Here is a 17,164-nt window from a genome sequence, read left to right as displayed (position 1 = left end):
GGTCGGGGCCATGCTCGCCGTGACCTGCACCAGCCAGTCCGCCACCGACCCGCTCTCCGGGCTCGAGGTGGGGGAGCGACCCGAGCCCGTCGCCCCCGACGGCTGGACGACCGTGCGGCTGCGCACGGCGGCCCTGAACCACCACGACGTCTGGTCGCTGCGCGGGGTCGGTCTGCCCGCCGACCGGCTGCCGATGGTGCTCGGCTGCGACGGTGCCGGGATCGACGACGAGGGGCGCGAGGTCGTCGTCCACGCCGTCGTCGCCTCCCCCGACTGGGCCGGCGACGAGACCCTCGACCCCCGGCGCAGCCTGCTGTCCGAGGTGCACGACGGCACCCTCGCCGAGGTCGTCACCGTGCCGCGCCGCAACGTCGTCGCGAAGCCGGCCGGCCTGTCGTGGGAGCACGCCGCCTGCCTGCCGACCGCGTGGCTCACGGCATACCGGATGCTGTTCACGAACGCCGGCGTGCAGCCGGGCGGCACGGTGCTCGTCCAGGGGGCCGCCGGGGGCGTCGCCACGGCACTCGTCCAGCTCGGCGCCGCGGCCGGGCTGCGCATGTGGGTGACGAGCCGGGACGAGGCGAGGGGGGAGCAGGCCGTCGCGCTCGGTGCGGACCGTGCCTTCGAGGCCGGCGCTCGGATGCCGGAGCGCGTCGACGCGGTCATGGAGACGGTCGGAGCCGCGACGTGGTCCCACTCGGTCAACAGCCTGCGTCCCGGCGGGACGATCGTCATCTCGGGCGCGACGTCCGGCGACGCGCCGGCGAAGGCCGAGCTGACGAAGATCTACTTCAAGCAGCTGCGTGTCGTCGGCTCGACGATGGGCACCCGCACCGAGCTGGAGCGGCTGACCCGGTTCGTCGTCGACGCGGGCGTCGAGCCCCTCGTCGACTCGGTGCTCCCGCTGACCCGCGCGCGCGAGGGCTTCGAGCGGATGGTCGCGGGCACGGTGAGCGGAAAGGTCGTCTTCACGGTCTGACGTCGGCTGTGGCCCGCACCACGCTGGGTGGACCCATCCCCTACCGAGGGGTAACGTGGCCCTGTTCGCCCCGCCCACCCGAGGAGCCCCCGTGAGCGCGACCCCGGCCGAGCGCACGGTGATCCTGCACGGCCACGAGTTCTCCTACACCGACAGCGGCAGCGGGCCGGCCCTGATGTTCATCCACGGGCTGCTCGGGAGCCAGCAGCAGTGGGCCCACCTCGTCGACCGCCTCGACGACAACCACCGGGTCGTCGTCCCCGACCTGTTCGGCCACGGGGAGTCGGCCAAGCCGATCGGTGACTACTCGCTCGGGGCGCACGCCGCGACCCTGCGCGACCTGCTCGACCGCCTCGACATCGAGCGGGTCACCCTCATCGGGCACTCGCTCGGTGGCGGCATCGCGATGGTCTTCTCGTACCTCTTCCCCGAGCGCGTCGACAGGCTCGTCCTCGTCTCGAGCGGTGGCCTGGGGCGCGAGGTCAGCGCGTTGCTGCGGTCGGCGACCCTGCCCGGTGCCGAGTACGTGCTGCCCGTCATCGCGTCCGGGTGGATGCGCGACCGCCTGGCCACGGCAGGGCGGGCGCTCCAGAAGCTGGGCATGCAGCCGGGCTCGGACATCACCCAGGTGTGGCGGGGGTTCACCTCGCTCGGTGACGCCGACACCCGGCGCGCCTTCCTCGCGACGACCCGCGCGGTCATCGACCCGGGCGGGCAGAGCGTGACGGCGCACGACTACCTCCCGGAGGTCGACCCCATCCCCACCCTCGTCGTGTGGGGGACGCGCGACCGGCTCATCCCGGCGTGGCACGCCGCCTCGGCGACATCCTCGATCGAGGGGTGCCGGGTCGAGCTGTTCCAGGGTGCGGGGCACTTCCCGCACCTCGACGACCCCGACCGGTTCGCGGACCTCGTGCGGGAGTTCGTCACGACCACCGGGTGAGGCGGGGCGGGGTCAGGAGATCTGGAGCCACTCCGCCCAGCCGTGGTGGAGCACGAGCCAGGCGATGAGGCCGTAGCCGGCCTGCCCCGGGTGGTGCGGGACCCGGCTCGCCGCGAGGTCGGTGCGCCACTGGTCGTGGCCCTGCAGCGGGGCATAGCAGTCGACGAACGGGACCGCCCGCCGCGAGCAGACGTCGGCCTGGGCGTCGACGAGCACCTCGAGCCGCGCGTCGACCTCCGGGTCGTCGGTCGGGGGCGGGCTGACGACGAAGGTGCCGACCCCCGAGGCCGCGGCGTCGTCGAGCAGGTTCGCGAGGTTGAGGCGGTGCCGGGCCAGGGAGACCCCTCCGAGCACGTCGTCCGTACCCACCGAGACGACGACCCGTCGTTCGGTGCGCCCGGCCCAGCGCAGCGGGACCTCCGTGGTCCACCGGTGCAGCACGTCGGCCGAGGTGTCGCCGCGCACCCCGAGATTGTAGGCGGTGAGCTCGAGGTCCGGGTGCTGGGTACGCCCGACGACCCGGGTCACCCAGCCCTGCCCCTTGGGGTCGCCGACCCCGGCGACGAGGGAGGACCCGAGGAAGACGAGGGCGAGGTCGCGCGCCCCCTCGGGGACGACCTGCGCGTCGGCGCTCGGGCGGAACTCGATCGGCGCGGGGCCGGCATCCGGGTGCTGCTCAGGCATCGGTCTCGTCACTCGTCCTCGTCGTCGAGGCGGGCGAGCCACGTGGCGAGCCGCTCGATGGGCACCTCGAAGTCGGGGTTGAGGTCGACGAAGGTGCGCAGCTGCTCGGCCAGCCAGTCGAGGGTGACCTCCTCGTCACCACGGCGGGTCTGCAGCTCCTCGATGCCGCGGTCGGTGAAGTACACGCTGCGAGGCTACCCGTCCCGGGCCGTTCAGCGGTCGAAGGCCCGCGCGATGAGCTCCTCCTGCTCGACCTGGTGCTTCTTCGTCGAGCCGGTGGCCGGCGAGGCCGACGCGGCACGGGAGACGACGTTGAGCCCGCGGTTCTCGTCGAAGGCGGCCAGGGCCTCGGGCAGGTTGAGCGCGAGGAAGGGCCAGGCGCCTTGGTTCCTCGGCTCGTCCTGCACGATGACGACCTCCGCGCCCGGGTACCTCGCGAGCTGCTGCGCGAGGTCGGCGGCGGGCAGCGGGTAGTACTGCTCGAGCCGCAGGATGGCCGTCGACGTGTCGCCGCGCTTCTCGCGCTCGGCGAGGAGGTCGTAGACGACCTTGCCGGCCGCGATGAGCACGCGGGTCACCTCGCCGCTCGTCGCGCCCTCGGTGTCGGGCACGACCGGGCGGAAGCCACCGCTCGTGAAGTCCTCGGGCGCGGAGCTGGCCGCCTTGAGGCGCAGCATCGACTTCGGCGTGAAGACGATGAGCGGGCGGCGCGGCCGGGCGTAGGCCTGGCGTCGCAGCAGGTGGAAGTACGAGGCGGGGGTCGAGGGGTAGGCGACCGTCATGTTGCCCTCGGCGCACATCGTGAGGAAGCGCTCGATGCGGGCCGACGAGTGGTCCGGGCCCTGGCCCTCGTAGCCGTGGGGGAGGAGCAGGACGACCGAGGAGCGCTGGCCCCACTTCTGCTCCGAGCTCGAGATGAACTCGTCGACGATGGTCTGTGCGCCGTTGAAGAAGTCGCCGAACTGCGCCTCCCACAGCACGAGGGCGTCGGGGCGCTCGACGGAGTAGCCGTACTCGAAGCCCATCGCGGCGAACTCGGACAACAGGCTGTCGTAGACCCAGAACTTGCCCTGGCCCTCCCCGAGGTAGAGCAGCGGGGTCCACTCGGCGGCGTTCTCCTTGTCGATGAGCACCGCGTGGCGCTGCACGAACGTGCCGCGCCGGCTGTCCTGGCCCGCGAGGCGGACCGGGGTGCCCTCGAGGAGCATCGACCCGAACGCGATGAGCTCGCCGGTGCCCCAGTCGATGCCGCCCTCGCGCGTGCTGGCGGCACGCTTCTCGAGCATCTGGCGCAGCTTCGGGTGGACCGTGAAGCCCTCCGGGATGTCGACGAACGCGTCGCCGAGCCGGTGCAGGGCCTCGACGCTGATCGCGGTCTCGGTGGAGGAGTGGGTCGTGCGGTCCGCGCCCCGGCTCTGGGCCGCCGGCGGCTCGAGGCCGGTGTGCCCCTCGACGTCGGTGCCGGAGTAGCTCGTGTCCGCGGCCTCCTGCTCGGCCTCCTTGAGCGCGGCCTTGGTCTCGACGAAGACCCGCTCGAGCTGCTGCTGGTAGTCGCGCAGGGCCGCCCCGGCGTCCTCGACCGTGATGTCACCGCGGCCGATGAGCGACTCGGTGTAGAGCTTTCGCACGCTGCGCTTGGCCTCGATGAGGTTGTACATGAGCGGCTGGGTCATCGACGGGTCGTCGCCCTCGTTGTGGCCGCGGCGGCGGTAGCAGACCATGTCGACGACGACGTCCTTGTGGAACTCCTTGCGGAACTCGTAGGCGAGCTCGGCGACCCGGACGCACGCCTCGGGGTCGTCGCCGTTGACGTGGAAGATCGGCGCCTGGATCATCCGGGCGACGTCCGTCGAGTACGTCGAGGAGCGCGAGCTGCTCGGCGAGGTCGTGAAGCCGACCTGGTTGTTGATGACGACGTGCACGGTGCCGCCGGTGCGGTAGCCGCGCAGCTGCGAGAGGTTGAGGGTCTCGGCGACGACGCCCTGGCCCGCGAACGCCGCGTCACCGTGCATGAGCACGGGCAGCACGGTGAAGTCCTCGCCGGCGAGGTTGAGGCGGTCCTGCTTGGCCCGCACGATCCCCTCGAGCACCGGGTTGACCGCCTCGAGGTGCGACGGGTTGGCCGCGAGGTAGACCTTCGTCGTCGCACCGTTCTCGCCGGTGAAGGTGCCCTCGGTGCCGAGGTGGTACTTGACATCGCCCGAGCCCTGGACCGAGCGGGGGTCCTGCTTGCCTTCGAACTCGCGGAAGATCTGGCCGTAGGACTTGCCCGCGATGTTGGCGAGGACGTTGAGGCGGCCGCGGTGCGGCATCCCGATGCAGACCTCGTCGAGGTCGTCCTCGGCGGCGCGCGACAGGATGCGGTCGAGCAGCGCGATGACCGACTCGCCGCCCTCGAGCGAGAAGCGCTTCTGGCCGACGAACTTGGTCTGGAGGAAGGTCTCGAAGGCCTCGGCAGCGTTGAGCCGGCGCAGGATGCGCAGCTGCTCGTCGCGGGTCGTCTTGGCGTAGCCGACCTCGATCTTGGACTGGATCCACTCGCGCTGCTCGGGGTCCTGGATGTGCATGTACTCGACGCCGATCGTGCGGCAGTACGAGTCGCGCAGGATGCCGAGGATCTTCCTCAGCTTGAGGAAGGGCTGGCCGCCGAAGCCGCCGGTGGCGAAGGTGCGGTCGAGGTCCCACAGGGTGAGGCCGTGGGTCGTGACGTCGAGGTCCTGGTGGCGGCGCTGCTTGTACTCGAGCGGGTCGGTGTCGGCCATGAGGTGGCCGCGCACGCGGTAGGCGTGGATGAGCTCCTGGACGCGGGCGACCTTGTTGATGTCGTCGTCGTGGGAGGTGTCGACGTCCTGGACCCAGCGGATCGGCTCGTAGGGGATGCGCAGGCTCTCGAAGATCTCGTCGTAGAAGCCGTGCTCGCCGAGGAGGAGCGCGTGGACGAAGCGCAGGAAGTCGCCGGACTGGGCGCCCTGGATGATGCGGTGGTCGTAGGTGCTCGTCAGCGTGAGGATCTTGCTCACGGCGTTGCGGTTGAGCGTCTCCAGGCTCGCGCCGGCCCACTCCGCCGGGTACTCGAGCGCGCCGACGCCGACGATCGTGCCCTGGCCCTGCATGAGGCGCGGCACGGAGTGCACCGTGCCGATGGTGCCGGGGTTCGTGAGCGAGATCGTCGTGCCCTGGAAGTCCTCGACGGTGAGCTTGCCGCCCCGGGCCTTCTTGACCATCTCCTCGTAGGCGGTCCAGAAGTGGGCGAAGTCCATCGTCTCCGCGGCCTTGATCGACGGCACGAGCAGCTGTCGGGTGCCGTCGGGCTTCGCGAGGTCGATGGCCAGGCCGAGGTTGACGTGGGCGGGGGTCACGAGGACCGGCTTGCCCCGGTCGTCGTGGCCGAACCCGGCGTTCATCTCGGGCATGGCGCCGAGCGCCTTGACGAGGGCGAAGCCGATGATGTGCGTGAAGCTGACCTTGCCGCCGCGGCTGCGGGCGAGGTGGTTGTTGATGACGATGCGGTTGTCGATGAGCAGCTTCGCGGGCACGGCCCGCACCGACGTCGCGGTGGGGACCTCGAGCGAGCTCTCCATGTTCGTCACGACGCGGGCACTCGCGCCGCGGATCGGGGTGTGGGTCGCGTCGCCGAGCGGCCCGGCCGCCCTCGGCGCCTCGGCCTCGCGCGGCTTCGGGGTGGATGCCGGGGCGGGCTCGGGACGCGACGGCGCCGCCTCCCTGGCCTGGGGACGCGGTGCGGGCGCCGGTGCCGGCGCGGGCCTCGGGGTCGCTGCCGGTGCCGGCGCGGGTCCCGCCGCGGGGGCGGGGGCGGGGGCCCCGTTGCCCGACGGGGCCGCGCGGTTCGCCGCCGCGGCCGCACCGCGACCGAGGGCCGCCTCGCCGGGCTCGTAGTCCCGGAAGAAGTCCCACCACGCCCGGTCGACGCTGTTCTTGTCCTTGAGGTACTGCTCGTACAGCTCGTCGACCAGCCACTCGTTCGGTCCGAAGGAGGTCAGGGGGTCGCTGGACGGGGACTGCTCGGCCACGGAGGATGCGCCTCTTTCTGGGCTCGTCTGCGAAGGTGGGTACCCCCCCAAGACTATCCCCGCTCGAGGCGCCCGACACGGTCGGACGGGCGAGCGGTGCACGGCGTGCGGCGGCCGGTCCGCCGGGCGCCCCGCGGACCGGCCGCCGTCGTCGGCGGCCCGCCCGCCGTCGCCGACGGCCCGCCCGCCGTCAGGTGATGTCGGCCCGGGTCGTGCGCCAGATGCCGAACCCGGCGAGCAGGGCGGCGTACGCGGCGAGCACGAGGGCGGCCGCCCACCACTCGAGGCGCACCTCGTCGGGGCTGTTCTGCACCGCGTCGATGACGGCGTTCGTCGCCGACGACGGGAGGAACTGCGCGATGTTCTCGCGGCCGAACTCCCAGAACGTCATGGCGAAGCCGAGGAGGGGCTCGACGATCCAGGCGACACCGATGCCGATGAGCAGCGCGGCGACCTGGTTGGGGATGAGGATGCCGATGCCCAGGCCGATGAGGGCCCACAGCCCGAGGACGAGCAGGCTGAGCGCGAGGGTGCGCAGGATCGTCGAGGAGGGGAAGGCGTCCTGGTCGCGCAGGCTGAGGACGACGGCGCCGACGCCCACCGACCCGAGGAGGCTGATGAGGCCGTACACCGCGCCGATCCCGAGGAGGGCGACGACCTTCGCGAGCATCGCCTGCAGCCGTCGGGGCGTGGACAGGAAGGTGCCGGAGATCGTCTTGTGGCGGTACTCCGAGCCGATCTGGAGCACCCCGATGGTGAGGAGCAGGAGGTAGCCGACCGAGATGCCGCCGACGTAGACGGTGTTGGCGACCTGGGTCGCGTCGCCGGTCGGGATGCCGCCCGGGCCCCCGGCGCCGGCGTCCAGGTCACCGGTGAGGAGGAAGCCGAAGAGGGCGGCGAAGGCGGCACCGGCGAGGAAGATGCCGATGGCCATCCCCCACCACAGCCGGGTCGTGAAGAACTTGCGGAACTCGCTGCGGATCGCCGGGATCACCGGTTCGCCCCTTCCTCGTTGCGGTTGGTGCCCTCGGTGAGCTCGAAGAACAGCGCCTCGAGGTCGGCGCGGCGTGGCTCGAGGCCGTGGATCGGCAGTCCGGCCCGCAGCGCGACGTCGCCGACGAGCCGCAGGTCGGTCGTGTCGGCGACGAGCGTGCCGTCGGCCTCGAGGGTGCTCGTGACGTCGGCCACGCGCAGCGCACCGGCGAGCCGGGCCGGGTCGGACGTGCGGACGACCGCTCCCGGCGCGCCGTGGAGCTCGGCCATCGCACCGGCCCGCACGAGGCGGCCGTTGGCGATGATGACGACCTCGTCGACGGTCTGCTCGACCTCCTGCAGCAGGTGGCTCGAGATGAGGATCGTCTTGCCCTGGCTGCTGAGGTGGCGCAGGAAGCCGCGCAGCCAGCGGATGCCCTCGGGGTCCAGGCCGTTCGACGGCTCGTCGAGCACGAGCACGCGCGGGTCGCCGAGGAGCGCGGCCGCGAGCCCGAGCCGCTGGCGCATGCCCATGCTGTACTCCCCGGCGCGCTTGCGGGCCGCGGCCGGGATGCCGGTCAGCTCGAGCAGCTCGTCGACCCGGCGGTGCGGGACCGACCCGGCGTCGGCGAGGACGAGCAGGTGGTCGCGCCCGCTGCGCCCGGGGTGGAAGTTCGTCGCCTCGAGGGCGGCCCCGACGGTGCCCAGGGGGTCGGGCAGGTCGACGTAGCGGTGACCGTCGATGGTCGCGGTCCCGCTGCTCTGGTGCACGAGCCCGAGGAGCATCCGCAGGGTCGTCGTCTTGCCGGCCCCGTTGGGGCCGAGGAAACCGGTGATCCGCCCGGGCTCGACGTCGAAGGAGAGGTCGTCGACGGCGACGAAGTGCCCGAAGTGCTTGGTCAGCCCCCGGATCTCGATCCGCGCTCCCTCGGCGCTCGTGGTGGTCATGCGCTCACTCGTGGTGTCATGCCCACGATCCTCGCAGGCTCGCGTGGCACGCGGGTCAGCCCCCCGGGCAGGCAGCCCCCGGGGGACCCGTGGGCCGGGGAGCCGTCGGCGCGCGCCTACGATGGGCCGACCATGACCGAATGGCTGCTCGTGCTCCTCGGGGTCGTCCTCACCGTGGGGACGGCCCTCTTCGTCGCGGCCGAGTTCTCGCTCGTCGCCCTGGACCGCCCCACGGTCCAACGGTCCGTCGACGCCGGCGAGAAGGGGGCCCGCTCCGTCCTGGCGTCCCATCGGCAGCTCTCGACCCAGCTCTCGGCCTGCCAGCTCGGCATCACCCTGACGACGCTCGTGCTCGGCTTCATCGCGAGCCCGTCGATCGGCGCCCTGCTGCGCGGCCCGCTCGAGGACCTCGGCCTGTCGGAGTCGGTCGCCCGCTCGACCTCCGCGGTGCTCGCGATGGTCATCGCCACCGGGTTCTCGATGATCGTCGGGGAGATGGTGCCCAAGACGCTCGCCGTGTCCCTGCCCCTCGCGACGGCGAAGGTGTCGGCCGCCCCCGTGCGGTGGTTCGGGATCGCCACGAAGCCGGTGGTCGCCCTGCTCAACGGGGTCGCCAACCGCACCCTTCGGGCGATGGGCATCGAGCCGCAGGAGGAGCTGTCGGCAGCCCGCAGCCCGGCCGAGCTCGCCTCCCTCGTACGCTCCTCGGCGGAGGCCGGCACCCTCGACCTCGGCACCGCCCGGCTCGTCACGGCATCCCTCGGCTTCGCCGACCAGACGGCCGCCGACGTCATGACCCCGCGCTCGCGCGCGACGGCCATCGACCGCACGGCCACGGCCGCCGACGTCGTCGCGCTCGCCCGGCGCACCGGCCACTCCCGCTTTCCCGTCATGGGGTCCGACTGGGACGACATCGACGGCGTCGTCCACGTCAAGAAGGCGATCGCGGTGCCGTTCGACCGCCGGCCGGACGTGCCGGTGTCCGCGCTCATGGCGCCCGCGGTCCTCGTGCCCGAGACGCTGCGCCTCGACCCGCTGCTCGTCCAGCTGCGCGAGGGCGGGATGCAGCTCGCGGTCGTCGTCGACGAGTACGGTGGCACGTCCGGGGTCGTCACCCTCGAGGACCTCGTCGAGGAGATCGTCGGCGAGGTGAGCGACGAGCACGACCGTTCCCAGACCACCGGTCGGGCGCTCAAGGACGGCTCGTGGACGGTGCCCGGCCTGTGGCGGCCCGACGAGGTGCGGGCCCGGGTCGGTGCGGCGGTGCCGGACGGCCCCTCCTACGAGACGATCGGCGGCTGGGTCATGGCCGAGCTCGGTCGGGTCCCGCTCGTCGGCGACGAGGTCGCCGTCGACGGGTGGACTGCGCGGGTCGTCGACATGGACGGCCACCGCGTCGACCGGCTGCGGCTGGCGCCCACCGCGGATGCCGGTCAGCCGGCGACGGAGGAGTCGGCGTGAGCGTGACGACGATCCTGCTCACCCTGCTCCTCCTCGCGGCCAACGCCTTCTTCGTCGGCGCCGAGTTCGCCGCGATGTCCGCGCGCCGCAGCCAGCTCGAGCCGCTCGCCGACCAGGGCAGCCGCGGGGCGCGGATCGCCCTCGACGCGATGCAGCGCACCGGCATCCTGCTCGCCACGTGCCAGCTCGGCATCACCGTGTGCTCGGTCCTGCTCGGCGCGATCTCCGAGGCGGCGCTGCACCACGCGCTCACCCCGCTCTTCGAGGGGGTCGGCATCTCGCCGGTCGCCGCCGACGTCGTTGCGCTCGCGCTCGCGCTCGGGGTCATCGTCTTCCTCCACGTCGTCTACGGCGAGATGATCCCGAAGAACATCTCCATCGCCCGCCCCGAACGGGCCGCGATCGCGCTCGTCCCGCCGCTCGTCATGGTGACCCGGGTCGTCGCGCCCATCATCCACGCGATGGACTGGCTGTCCAAGGCCCTCATCCGGCTCTTCGGCGTCGAGCCCAAGGACGAGCTCGCCACGGCCTTCACGGCCGAGGAGGTCGCCCACATCCTCGACGAGTCGCGGCACGAGGGCCTCGTGCAGGACGAGCACTACGAGCGGCTCGGCGCCGCCCTGGAGTTCAGCGACAAGAACGCCGCCGACGTCGGCGTGCCCGTTGGCGCGCTCGTCACCGTCGGCGGGGGCGCCACGCCCGGCGACATCGAGCGGCTCGTCGCCAAGCACGGCTACTCCCGCTTCCCTGTCGTCGACGACGACGGCGACCTCGGCGGCTACCTCCACCTCAAGGACGTCCTGTACGCCGACGAGGGCGAGCGGGTCGAGCCGGTGCCCGCCAAGCGGGTGCGCCGGATGGCGAACGTGCGCCGCGACGACGAGGTCGAGTCGGTGCTCGAGACGATGCAGGCCACCGGCTCCCACCTCGCGCGGGTCGTCGCCGACGACGGCTCGGTCGTCGGGGTCGTCTTCCTCGAGGACGTCCTCGAGGAGCTCGTCGGCGAGGTCTCCGACGGCTCGCAGCGCTGACCTCCTGTGACCCTGCGGACAGCCGGGGGGTCGGCTCGCAGACCGGGGGCACCATGGTGGGGATGACCTGAGGAGGTGCCGATGAGCGAGGCGGCTCACCGGTGGGCGGTGCCCGGGACGAAGGGCTGGGAGGGGGCGAGCCTGCTCGCCCTCCTCGTGTTCGTCGGGGTCGGCGCGGTCTACGGCGGCGTCGGGCTCGTCATGAGCGGACTGGGGATGCCGCGCGAGTGGCTCGACCCCCTCCCGGTCGACACGTGGACCTGGCCGGGGGTGGCCCTGCTCGTGACCGTCGCCCTGCCTCAGCTCGCGACGGCGTGGCTCGTCGGGTGGCGCGACCCCCGGGCCGGGGTGGTCGGGGTCGTCGCCGGTGCCGGGCTCGTGCTCTGGATCGTCGTGCAGGTCGCGCTCATCCAGCGCTTCTTCTTCCTCCAGCCGGTCATCGCAGTCATCGGGCTCGTCGAGGTGGGTCTCGCCCTCGCCTGGATCCGCCGGGGCCGCTCGCGGGGACCCTCAGCGCCCGCCGGTTCGCGCCGTCGGGGTTAGAAGTCGCAGTTGCCCGGCGCTGGCTCGTCGATCCGGGGTGAAGCTCCTTCGGGAAGCCGAAGTACACGACCGAGGTCTCCGTCGTGACGCCGCTCTCGTTGTTGGCGATGTGGGCGCGGCCGTCTCCCGAGTCCAGGAACGCCGTGCCGGCGGGGTAGGCCCGGCCGACGCACGAACCCGACCTCGTTCGATCGGCGGATGAGAGCTTGAACTTCACGTCGACGTCGTCGGTGAACGACCCCCTGATCAGCGGCGTGCCGACCACCCCGCCCGGCGGGGTCGCCCGGGTCTGCCCGGGTAGGACGACAAGGCAGGTGATGACCGCTGCGAACCCTGCCATCGTCCGCTTCGTGTTCTTCCATCCTCTCTCGTTCACGAGTCCTGGGATGGGTCGCCGCCGCCGTGGTGCCAGCCGGCGATGAGCTGGTCGATGGCGCCGTGGATGAGCTCGTCGGCCGTGGCGGGCACGGAGGCGGGGATCTGACCGAAGGCGGACAGACGGGAGATGCCGTACACCGTCGACCAGGTCACCGCCGCGCGTCGCAGGATCTCGGCCTCCGCGGTTCGGTGCGGCTGGCAGGCCGCGACGGTGTCGTGGAGCAGGCCCCAGTACTCGATCGCTGCCTGCTGCAGCAGCGGATGGTCGGCCTTGGCCACGGTGGGCCCGTTCGCGAGGTCGTGGAGGTGCGGCTGCTCGCGGATGAAGGCCAGGTACGCCTCGGCCAGGGCGTGCAGCCGATCCGGCGGGCGGTCCGTGGCTGCCGCGAGCACCGCTCGGGCCTGCTCTGTTGCCTGGGCCATGCCGGTCCCGGCCACGGCTGCCAGGAATCGTCTGCGGCTTCCGAAGTGGACGTACGGGGCCTGGTGGCTGACCCCCACGTCGTGGGCGACCCGGCGCAGGCTGAGCTGCTCGGCCGGGATGTTCGCCAGCCGCTGCAGGGCGGCCCGCAGCAGCTTCGACTCGAGCCGGTCCTCGTCATCGGACGCCGTCACCGCCGTGCCCACCCTCTCCCTCTTGACACTGTCAACCCACAGCGGATACTACGGGTAGACACTGTCAACTGGAGGAGTCATGACGGATCGACAGATGATCGACACCACGCTCGGAGCGTTGGCGGTCCGGGTCGTCGGTAGCGGGCCGACGGCGGTGCTGTGGCCGAGCCTGTTCATGGATGGCCGGTCCTGGGACCGGGTCGCACCGACCCTGGCGCAACACCGGCGCCTGGTGGTCATCGACGGCCCCGGGCACGGTTCGAGCGGGGACCCCGGACGCCGGTACAGCCTGCGCGAGTGCGTCACCGCGACCGAGCAGGTCCTGGACCGGCTGTCGGTCACCGACCCGGTGGACTGGGTCGGCAACGCCTGGGGCGGCCACGTGGGGCTGCGGTTCGCCGCCGACCTGGCGTGGCGGTGCCGGTCTCTCGTCACGCTCGGAACACCGGTGGCGGCCCTGTCCCGCACGGAACGACTGCGGACCTACCCCCTGCTGGCCGTCCACGGGGTACTCGGCCCCAACGAGCTGGTGCTCTCCGGGGTCACCGAGGTCCTGCTATCCGCTCACACCCGGGCCAACGACCCCGACGCCGTGCACCTCGTGCGCGCAAGCCTGCTGCATGCCAACCGGCGGATGCTGCGCAACGCGGTCAGGTCCATCTCGCTGGGCCGCGAGGACCTGACCGACCTGTTGCCCCGGATCACCTCACCGACCCTGCTCGTCACCGGCAGCGAGCACTCCGGATTCACCCCAGCTCAGGGGCAGGCCGCCGCCAGGACGATCCCGAACGGACGCGCCGCCGTGGTGACCGACGCCGCCTACCTCGTGCCGCTCGAAGCGCCCACGGCAACGACAACGCTCATCCGCGGGTTCTGGGCCCAATGCGCTGGTGACGTGCACGACCCCACCTCACGGCAGCGTCTGGCCGTGGGCGAGTCGACGGGGGCGCCGGGTCCACCCGACCCAGAAACCCTCCGGTGACGAACGACGCCCGGCTTGCCCGCGTCCGACGGCCCTGCGGCAGCGCCGGGCCCTGGCGTCCCACCTGCCGGGCGCTGGTGGGTTCACCTGTGGGACCCAACCAAATCGTCGGTGGCGTGCGTTCAATAGTGCATGGACGCGATCCACGACCCGGTGGTGGAGAGGACCGACGACGAGGACTTCGTCGCCTTCGTCACCGCGCGGTGGGCGCCGCTCTACCGGTTCGCGTGGCTGGTCACCGGAGGTCATGACAGTGCCGAGGACCTGCTGCAGCTTGCGTTGGAGAAGAGCTACGTGAGCTGGGGGCGGATCCGGAGGATGGACGCTCCGGAGGCCTACGTCAGGCGGGTCGTGTCGAACACGGCGATCTCGCAGTCGCGTCGCTCGTTCCTGCACCACGAGGTGAACCGACCCGAGCTTCCCGAGCACGTCAGGGCCTCGTTCGAGGACGCCAGCGACTCGCACGCCCTGCTGTGGCCGTTGGTCTGCTCGCTGCCGCCACGACAACGCGCCGTGGTCGTCCTGAGGTTCTATGAGGATCTCACCGAGGCGCAGGTCGCGCAGGAGCTGGGGTGCTCGATCGGCACGGTGAAGTCGCAGGGGCACGACGCGATGCAGTCCTTGCGCCGCGGGGTCGACGCCTGGGCAACCGGAGAGGTGACGGCATGAACCTTGACGAGGAGCTGCGCACGACATTGGCGTGCGAGTCCGAGCGCTTGGAGCCGCCGGCCGTGGACGCGCACGACATCTTGGCTCGTGGCAAGCTCAGGCGGCTGCGGCGCACGACGCTGCAGGCTGGAGCGGCAGCGGCGGTGCTCACCGTGCTCGGCATGGGGGTGTTCGGGTTCGCTCGGGCTGACCGGGCGTCGACCTGGCCTGCGATCCCTCCCACCCCCACGACCACGGCCTCGGCACCCACGTGGGGGGTGCTCGGGGACTGGGACTGTGGTGCGAGCCAGTGCCTCACAGCTGGTACGCACCGAGTCAGGCTGGGCATCGGCGACGAAGGCGAGCCGCTCAGCGCTCAGCTGCTCCTGCCGTGGAGCGACTGGGCGTCCGACGGTTTCCGGCATCGCGTCTGGAAGGAGTCCGGCGGCGGCTCGGTGGGGCTCAGCGTGTACGAGATCAGGGCGGTGCCCGGCCCGCAGCAGTGCGACGCCGAAAGGGTCCTCGCCCTGGAACAAGGTGTCACGGTCAATGGTGTGGTCGGTCGCCTCAGCGACCTCCCGCAGTTCACGGTCGCTGAAGGACCGACCGTGGTGCCGGCCTTCGGTCGCGAGGCGATCCACCTCCGGATCCAGGCGGACAGCCTCCGGTGCGAGGGCGCGGCATCCGGGGACCAGTACGTCCTGGCAGGAATCCTGGGCGGTGACGGCTTGGGGACGTACGGCAACCTGATCCCTACGGTCACGGAGGGCGAGTCCACCCTCGAGCCCGGCCGTCGGGTCGTCGTCGACTTCTGGGTGCTCGAGGTGGACGGTCAGAACATCGTGGTGGAAGCACGCCAGGAGGGCAGCCCCACGGCCACGACGGTGACGCAGCTCGACCAGGTCCGCCAGTCCGTCAGGTTCGTCCCCGAGTAGACCGCCCGTCGACCAACTGACCCCTCGCCCGCAGCACCACGCGGCGCGTTCCACCCTGCCCTCGCAGCGAGCTCCAGCCTGCTCTCGCAGCGAGCTCCAGCCTGCTCTCGCAGCCGGCGCCGTGAGTGCTCACGACACAGACCCGCGGGAACCATCAGATGATTCGAAAGGACAACGACCATGACTCACCGAACAGCATTTCCCGCCACCCTTGCGGTGGCGTGTGCAGTACTCACTGCCGTCACCTCGGGGGCCCACGCCAGCGAAGCGCGGGTTGGCCACGACCCCTCACCGGCATTCGTGGCCTTCCGCCAGATGGAGCGAGACCTCGTCAATGGGGTCGGACCACACGCTCAGTACCGGTCCAACGGTTCTCCCGGATTCGGCCTGCGGGACCACGAGACGAACTAGCGCAACGTCGCCGCCCACCATGCCGAAGGGCCACGTGCCCTCCCCGACATCCGGGAAGGGCACGGGGTCCGGGGAGTACCGGTGACGTCCGTTGGCTACCCGTCGCCTCCGCACCCTGCGTGAACAGTCAGGCCCTAGGGTTCCGGATGTGGGCCGTACCTACTCCGACGCCGAGCAGCTGCGAGCGGTCTTCTCCGAGATGTTCGACGACGTCGCCGACGACGACGCGATGGACGGACTGGTCGCACAGCAGATGGTGATCAACTTCCGCTTGCACGACCCCTCGACCGACATCTGGGTCGACGGCAGGACCCGGCCGGTCGCCACGACCTTCGAGCCCATCGGGGTCGATGCGACGCTCACCGCCGAACTGAGCGCCGACTCGATGCACACACTGCTGCTGGGCACGCTGCCGCTCGGCAAAGCCGTGCTCTTCCGCAAGCTCAGGGTGTCGGGCTCGAGGTCACGAGCACTCAAGTTCGAGCCACTCCTGCACGCCTGCCAGGCCGTCTACCCCGGGATCGTCGACAGGCGCCTGTGAAGGGGTGCCCATGGCGTCGGTGAGCGACTCATCGGTTGGGCTGGCCCGGTGAGTCCTTCCGCCGCCTGTCCACCCCGTGTCGTCAAGGGCAGATGAGTTGGGTCGCGGCAAACAACCTGACCGCCTGACACACCGCTCGCCTCTGACCGACCCATCCCGTCGGATGAGGATGCCCTGCCCGGGTGCAGATCGCGAGGCTGCCAGCCCCGCGGTGTCTCGCCGAGCCGTTGGCCGTCAGGCCGGCGAGCCTCAGGCTGTGATGATGCGGAACTCGTTGCCGTCCGGATCGGCGAACTCGACGCCCTCGATGACGTCGGCGAGTCGGGTTGCCCCGAGCGACGTCAGCCTCGCGGTCTCGGTCTCGAGGTCATTGACGGCCACGTCGAACCGTTGGCGGTTCCGCCCCTGTTTGGGAGCCACGGGCGGCCCACCCCACGCCAGCTTGGTGCCGCCGTCCGGCGACTGGATCGCGGTCTCCTGCCCTTGGTCCCACACCAGTGGCCATTCGAGGACCTGGTGCCAGAAGACCCCGACCGCTCGAGAACCGTCGCAGGCGACCTCGCCGAGTGGCCCGCAGCCGGCGAGGAAGCCGTTGCCAGCCTCGATCACGCAGAACTCGTTGCCATCGGGATCGCTCAGCACGACGTGCTCCTCATCGGGCAGCTGGCCGACCTCGAGGTGGTGTCCGCCGATGCTGAGAGCCTTCTCGACCGTGGCCCGCTGCCCTTCGGGACTGGCGCTGGCGAGGTGCAGGTGCAGCCGGTTGGGCCCGACCTTCTGGGTGCACGCCGCCACGAAACGCAGCCCGACCTGCATGTCGTCCCCCGGAAGCAGCACGCCGTCGTGCTCGTCCACAGCATCCCGTTCGAGCAGCTCAGCCCAGAACCGGGCCACCGCTCTCGGCTCGCGAGCGTCGAAGGCAACGGCAACGAGACGTGTGGGCACCTTTTCCACGCTAGACCGCACCTGGCGCGCGAGCACCTGGTTTCCTGTGGCAGCGGACGGCTACCTGGCGCTTCCGCACCGATGAGCCGACGACTCGGGCAAGGTGTCGGAGCTGCA

Annotated in this window: 16 protein-coding genes; 9 read left to right on the top strand and 7 right to left on the bottom strand. The window is 71.5% G+C overall.

Annotation, left to right across the window (positions count from 1 at the left end; genetic code table 11):
- The first annotated feature begins 10 nt into the window (after nucleotides 1–10).
- Together ABD899_RS04900 and ABD899_RS04895 are read left to right on the top strand one after the other, a co-directional pair.
- Complete coding sequence (locus tag ABD899_RS04900; protein ID WP_345202973.1) at nucleotides 11–979, top strand: zinc-binding dehydrogenase; 969 nt, start codon at nucleotides 11–13, stop codon at nucleotides 977–979.
- A gap of 91 nt (nucleotides 980–1,070) precedes the next feature.
- A complete protein-coding gene (locus ABD899_RS04895; RefSeq protein ID WP_345202971.1) occupies nucleotides 1,071–1,922 on the top strand; it encodes an alpha/beta fold hydrolase in 852 nt (283 codons plus the stop codon).
- Nucleotides 1,923–1,934: 12 nt separating this feature from the next.
- Here the strand turns inward: ABD899_RS04895 and ABD899_RS04890 are convergent, their stop codons facing one another.
- From ABD899_RS04890 to ABD899_RS04870, 5 genes are all read right to left on the bottom strand, one after another.
- Complete coding sequence (locus ABD899_RS04890; RefSeq protein WP_345202969.1) at nucleotides 1,935–2,606, bottom strand: GDSL-type esterase/lipase family protein; 672 nt, start codon at nucleotides 2,604–2,606, stop codon at nucleotides 1,935–1,937.
- Nucleotides 2,607–2,614: 8 nt separating this feature from the next.
- On the bottom strand, nucleotides 2,615–2,791 hold the full coding sequence (locus tag ABD899_RS04885; protein WP_345202966.1) for a DUF6104 family protein: 177 nt from the start codon (nucleotides 2,789–2,791) through the stop codon (nucleotides 2,615–2,617).
- 27 nt (nucleotides 2,792–2,818) lie between these two features.
- A complete protein-coding gene (locus tag ABD899_RS04880; RefSeq protein ID WP_345202963.1) occupies nucleotides 2,819–6,637 on the bottom strand; it encodes a multifunctional oxoglutarate decarboxylase/oxoglutarate dehydrogenase thiamine pyrophosphate-binding subunit/dihydrolipoyllysine-residue succinyltransferase subunit in 3,819 nt (1,272 codons plus the stop codon).
- Between the two features lie 190 nt (nucleotides 6,638–6,827).
- A complete protein-coding gene (locus ABD899_RS04875; protein WP_345202961.1) occupies nucleotides 6,828–7,631 on the bottom strand; it encodes an ABC transporter permease subunit in 804 nt (267 codons plus the stop codon).
- Nucleotides 7,628–8,557, bottom strand: a complete 930-nt coding sequence (locus ABD899_RS04870; RefSeq protein ID WP_345202959.1) for an ABC transporter ATP-binding protein — start codon at nucleotides 8,555–8,557, stop codon at nucleotides 7,628–7,630. Before ABD899_RS04870 ends, ABD899_RS04875 begins: the two co-directional genes overlap by 4 nt.
- Nucleotides 8,558–8,689: 132 nt before the next feature.
- Here ABD899_RS04870 and ABD899_RS04865 point away from each other — a divergent pair, with 132 nt between their 5' ends.
- From ABD899_RS04865 to ABD899_RS04855, 3 genes are all read left to right on the top strand, one after another.
- Nucleotides 8,690–10,018, top strand: coding sequence for a hemolysin family protein (locus ABD899_RS04865; RefSeq protein ID WP_345202957.1), 1,329 nt, complete (start codon nucleotides 8,690–8,692; stop codon nucleotides 10,016–10,018).
- Nucleotides 10,015–11,049: a hemolysin family protein gene (locus ABD899_RS04860; protein ID WP_345202954.1), complete on the top strand. Its 1,035-nt coding sequence runs from the start codon at nucleotides 10,015–10,017 to the stop codon at nucleotides 11,047–11,049. Before ABD899_RS04865 ends, ABD899_RS04860 begins: the two co-directional genes overlap by 4 nt.
- Before the next feature lie 81 nt (nucleotides 11,050–11,130).
- A complete protein-coding gene (locus tag ABD899_RS04855; RefSeq protein WP_345202952.1) occupies nucleotides 11,131–11,592 on the top strand; it encodes a hypothetical protein in 462 nt (153 codons plus the stop codon).
- Nucleotides 11,593–11,964: 372 nt separating this feature from the next.
- Here ABD899_RS04855 and ABD899_RS04850 read toward each other — a convergent pair whose 3' ends face one another.
- The gene (locus ABD899_RS04850) at nucleotides 11,965–12,585 is read right to left on the bottom strand and encodes a TetR/AcrR family transcriptional regulator (protein ID WP_345202949.1); all 621 of its coding nucleotides are present in this window, start codon (nucleotides 12,583–12,585) and stop codon (nucleotides 11,965–11,967) included.
- Between the two features lie 94 nt (nucleotides 12,586–12,679).
- Here ABD899_RS04850 and ABD899_RS04845 point away from each other — a divergent pair, with 94 nt between their 5' ends.
- The 4 genes from ABD899_RS04845 (at nucleotide 12,680) to ABD899_RS04830 (ending at nucleotide 16,102) form a co-directional block, all read left to right on the top strand.
- Entirely contained in the window at nucleotides 12,680–13,567 is an 888-nt protein-coding gene (locus tag ABD899_RS04845; RefSeq protein ID WP_345202947.1) for an alpha/beta fold hydrolase, read from the top strand.
- Nucleotides 13,568–13,699: 132 nt separating this feature from the next.
- Complete coding sequence (locus ABD899_RS04840) at nucleotides 13,700–14,236, top strand: SigE family RNA polymerase sigma factor (protein WP_345202944.1); 537 nt, start codon at nucleotides 13,700–13,702, stop codon at nucleotides 14,234–14,236.
- The gene (locus ABD899_RS04835) at nucleotides 14,233–15,150 is read left to right on the top strand and encodes a hypothetical protein (protein ID WP_345202941.1); all 918 of its coding nucleotides are present in this window, start codon (nucleotides 14,233–14,235) and stop codon (nucleotides 15,148–15,150) included. Before ABD899_RS04840 ends, ABD899_RS04835 begins: the two co-directional genes overlap by 4 nt.
- Nucleotides 15,151–15,709: 559 nt before the next feature.
- Nucleotides 15,710–16,102: an SCP2 sterol-binding domain-containing protein gene (locus ABD899_RS04830; protein WP_345202939.1), complete on the top strand. Its 393-nt coding sequence runs from the start codon at nucleotides 15,710–15,712 to the stop codon at nucleotides 16,100–16,102.
- Nucleotides 16,103–16,351: 249 nt separating this feature from the next.
- Here ABD899_RS04830 and ABD899_RS04825 read toward each other — a convergent pair whose 3' ends face one another.
- On the bottom strand, nucleotides 16,352–17,083 hold the full coding sequence (locus tag ABD899_RS04825) for a VOC family protein (RefSeq protein WP_345202937.1): 732 nt from the start codon (nucleotides 17,081–17,083) through the stop codon (nucleotides 16,352–16,354).
- Nucleotides 17,084–17,164 lie beyond the last annotated feature (81 nt).

This window comes from Fodinibacter luteus, from assembly GCF_039541575.1.
Classification (GTDB): Bacteria; Actinomycetota; Actinomycetes; order Actinomycetales; family Dermatophilaceae; genus Fodinibacter; species Fodinibacter luteus.
This window is presented reverse-complemented; position numbering and strand designations above follow the sequence as displayed.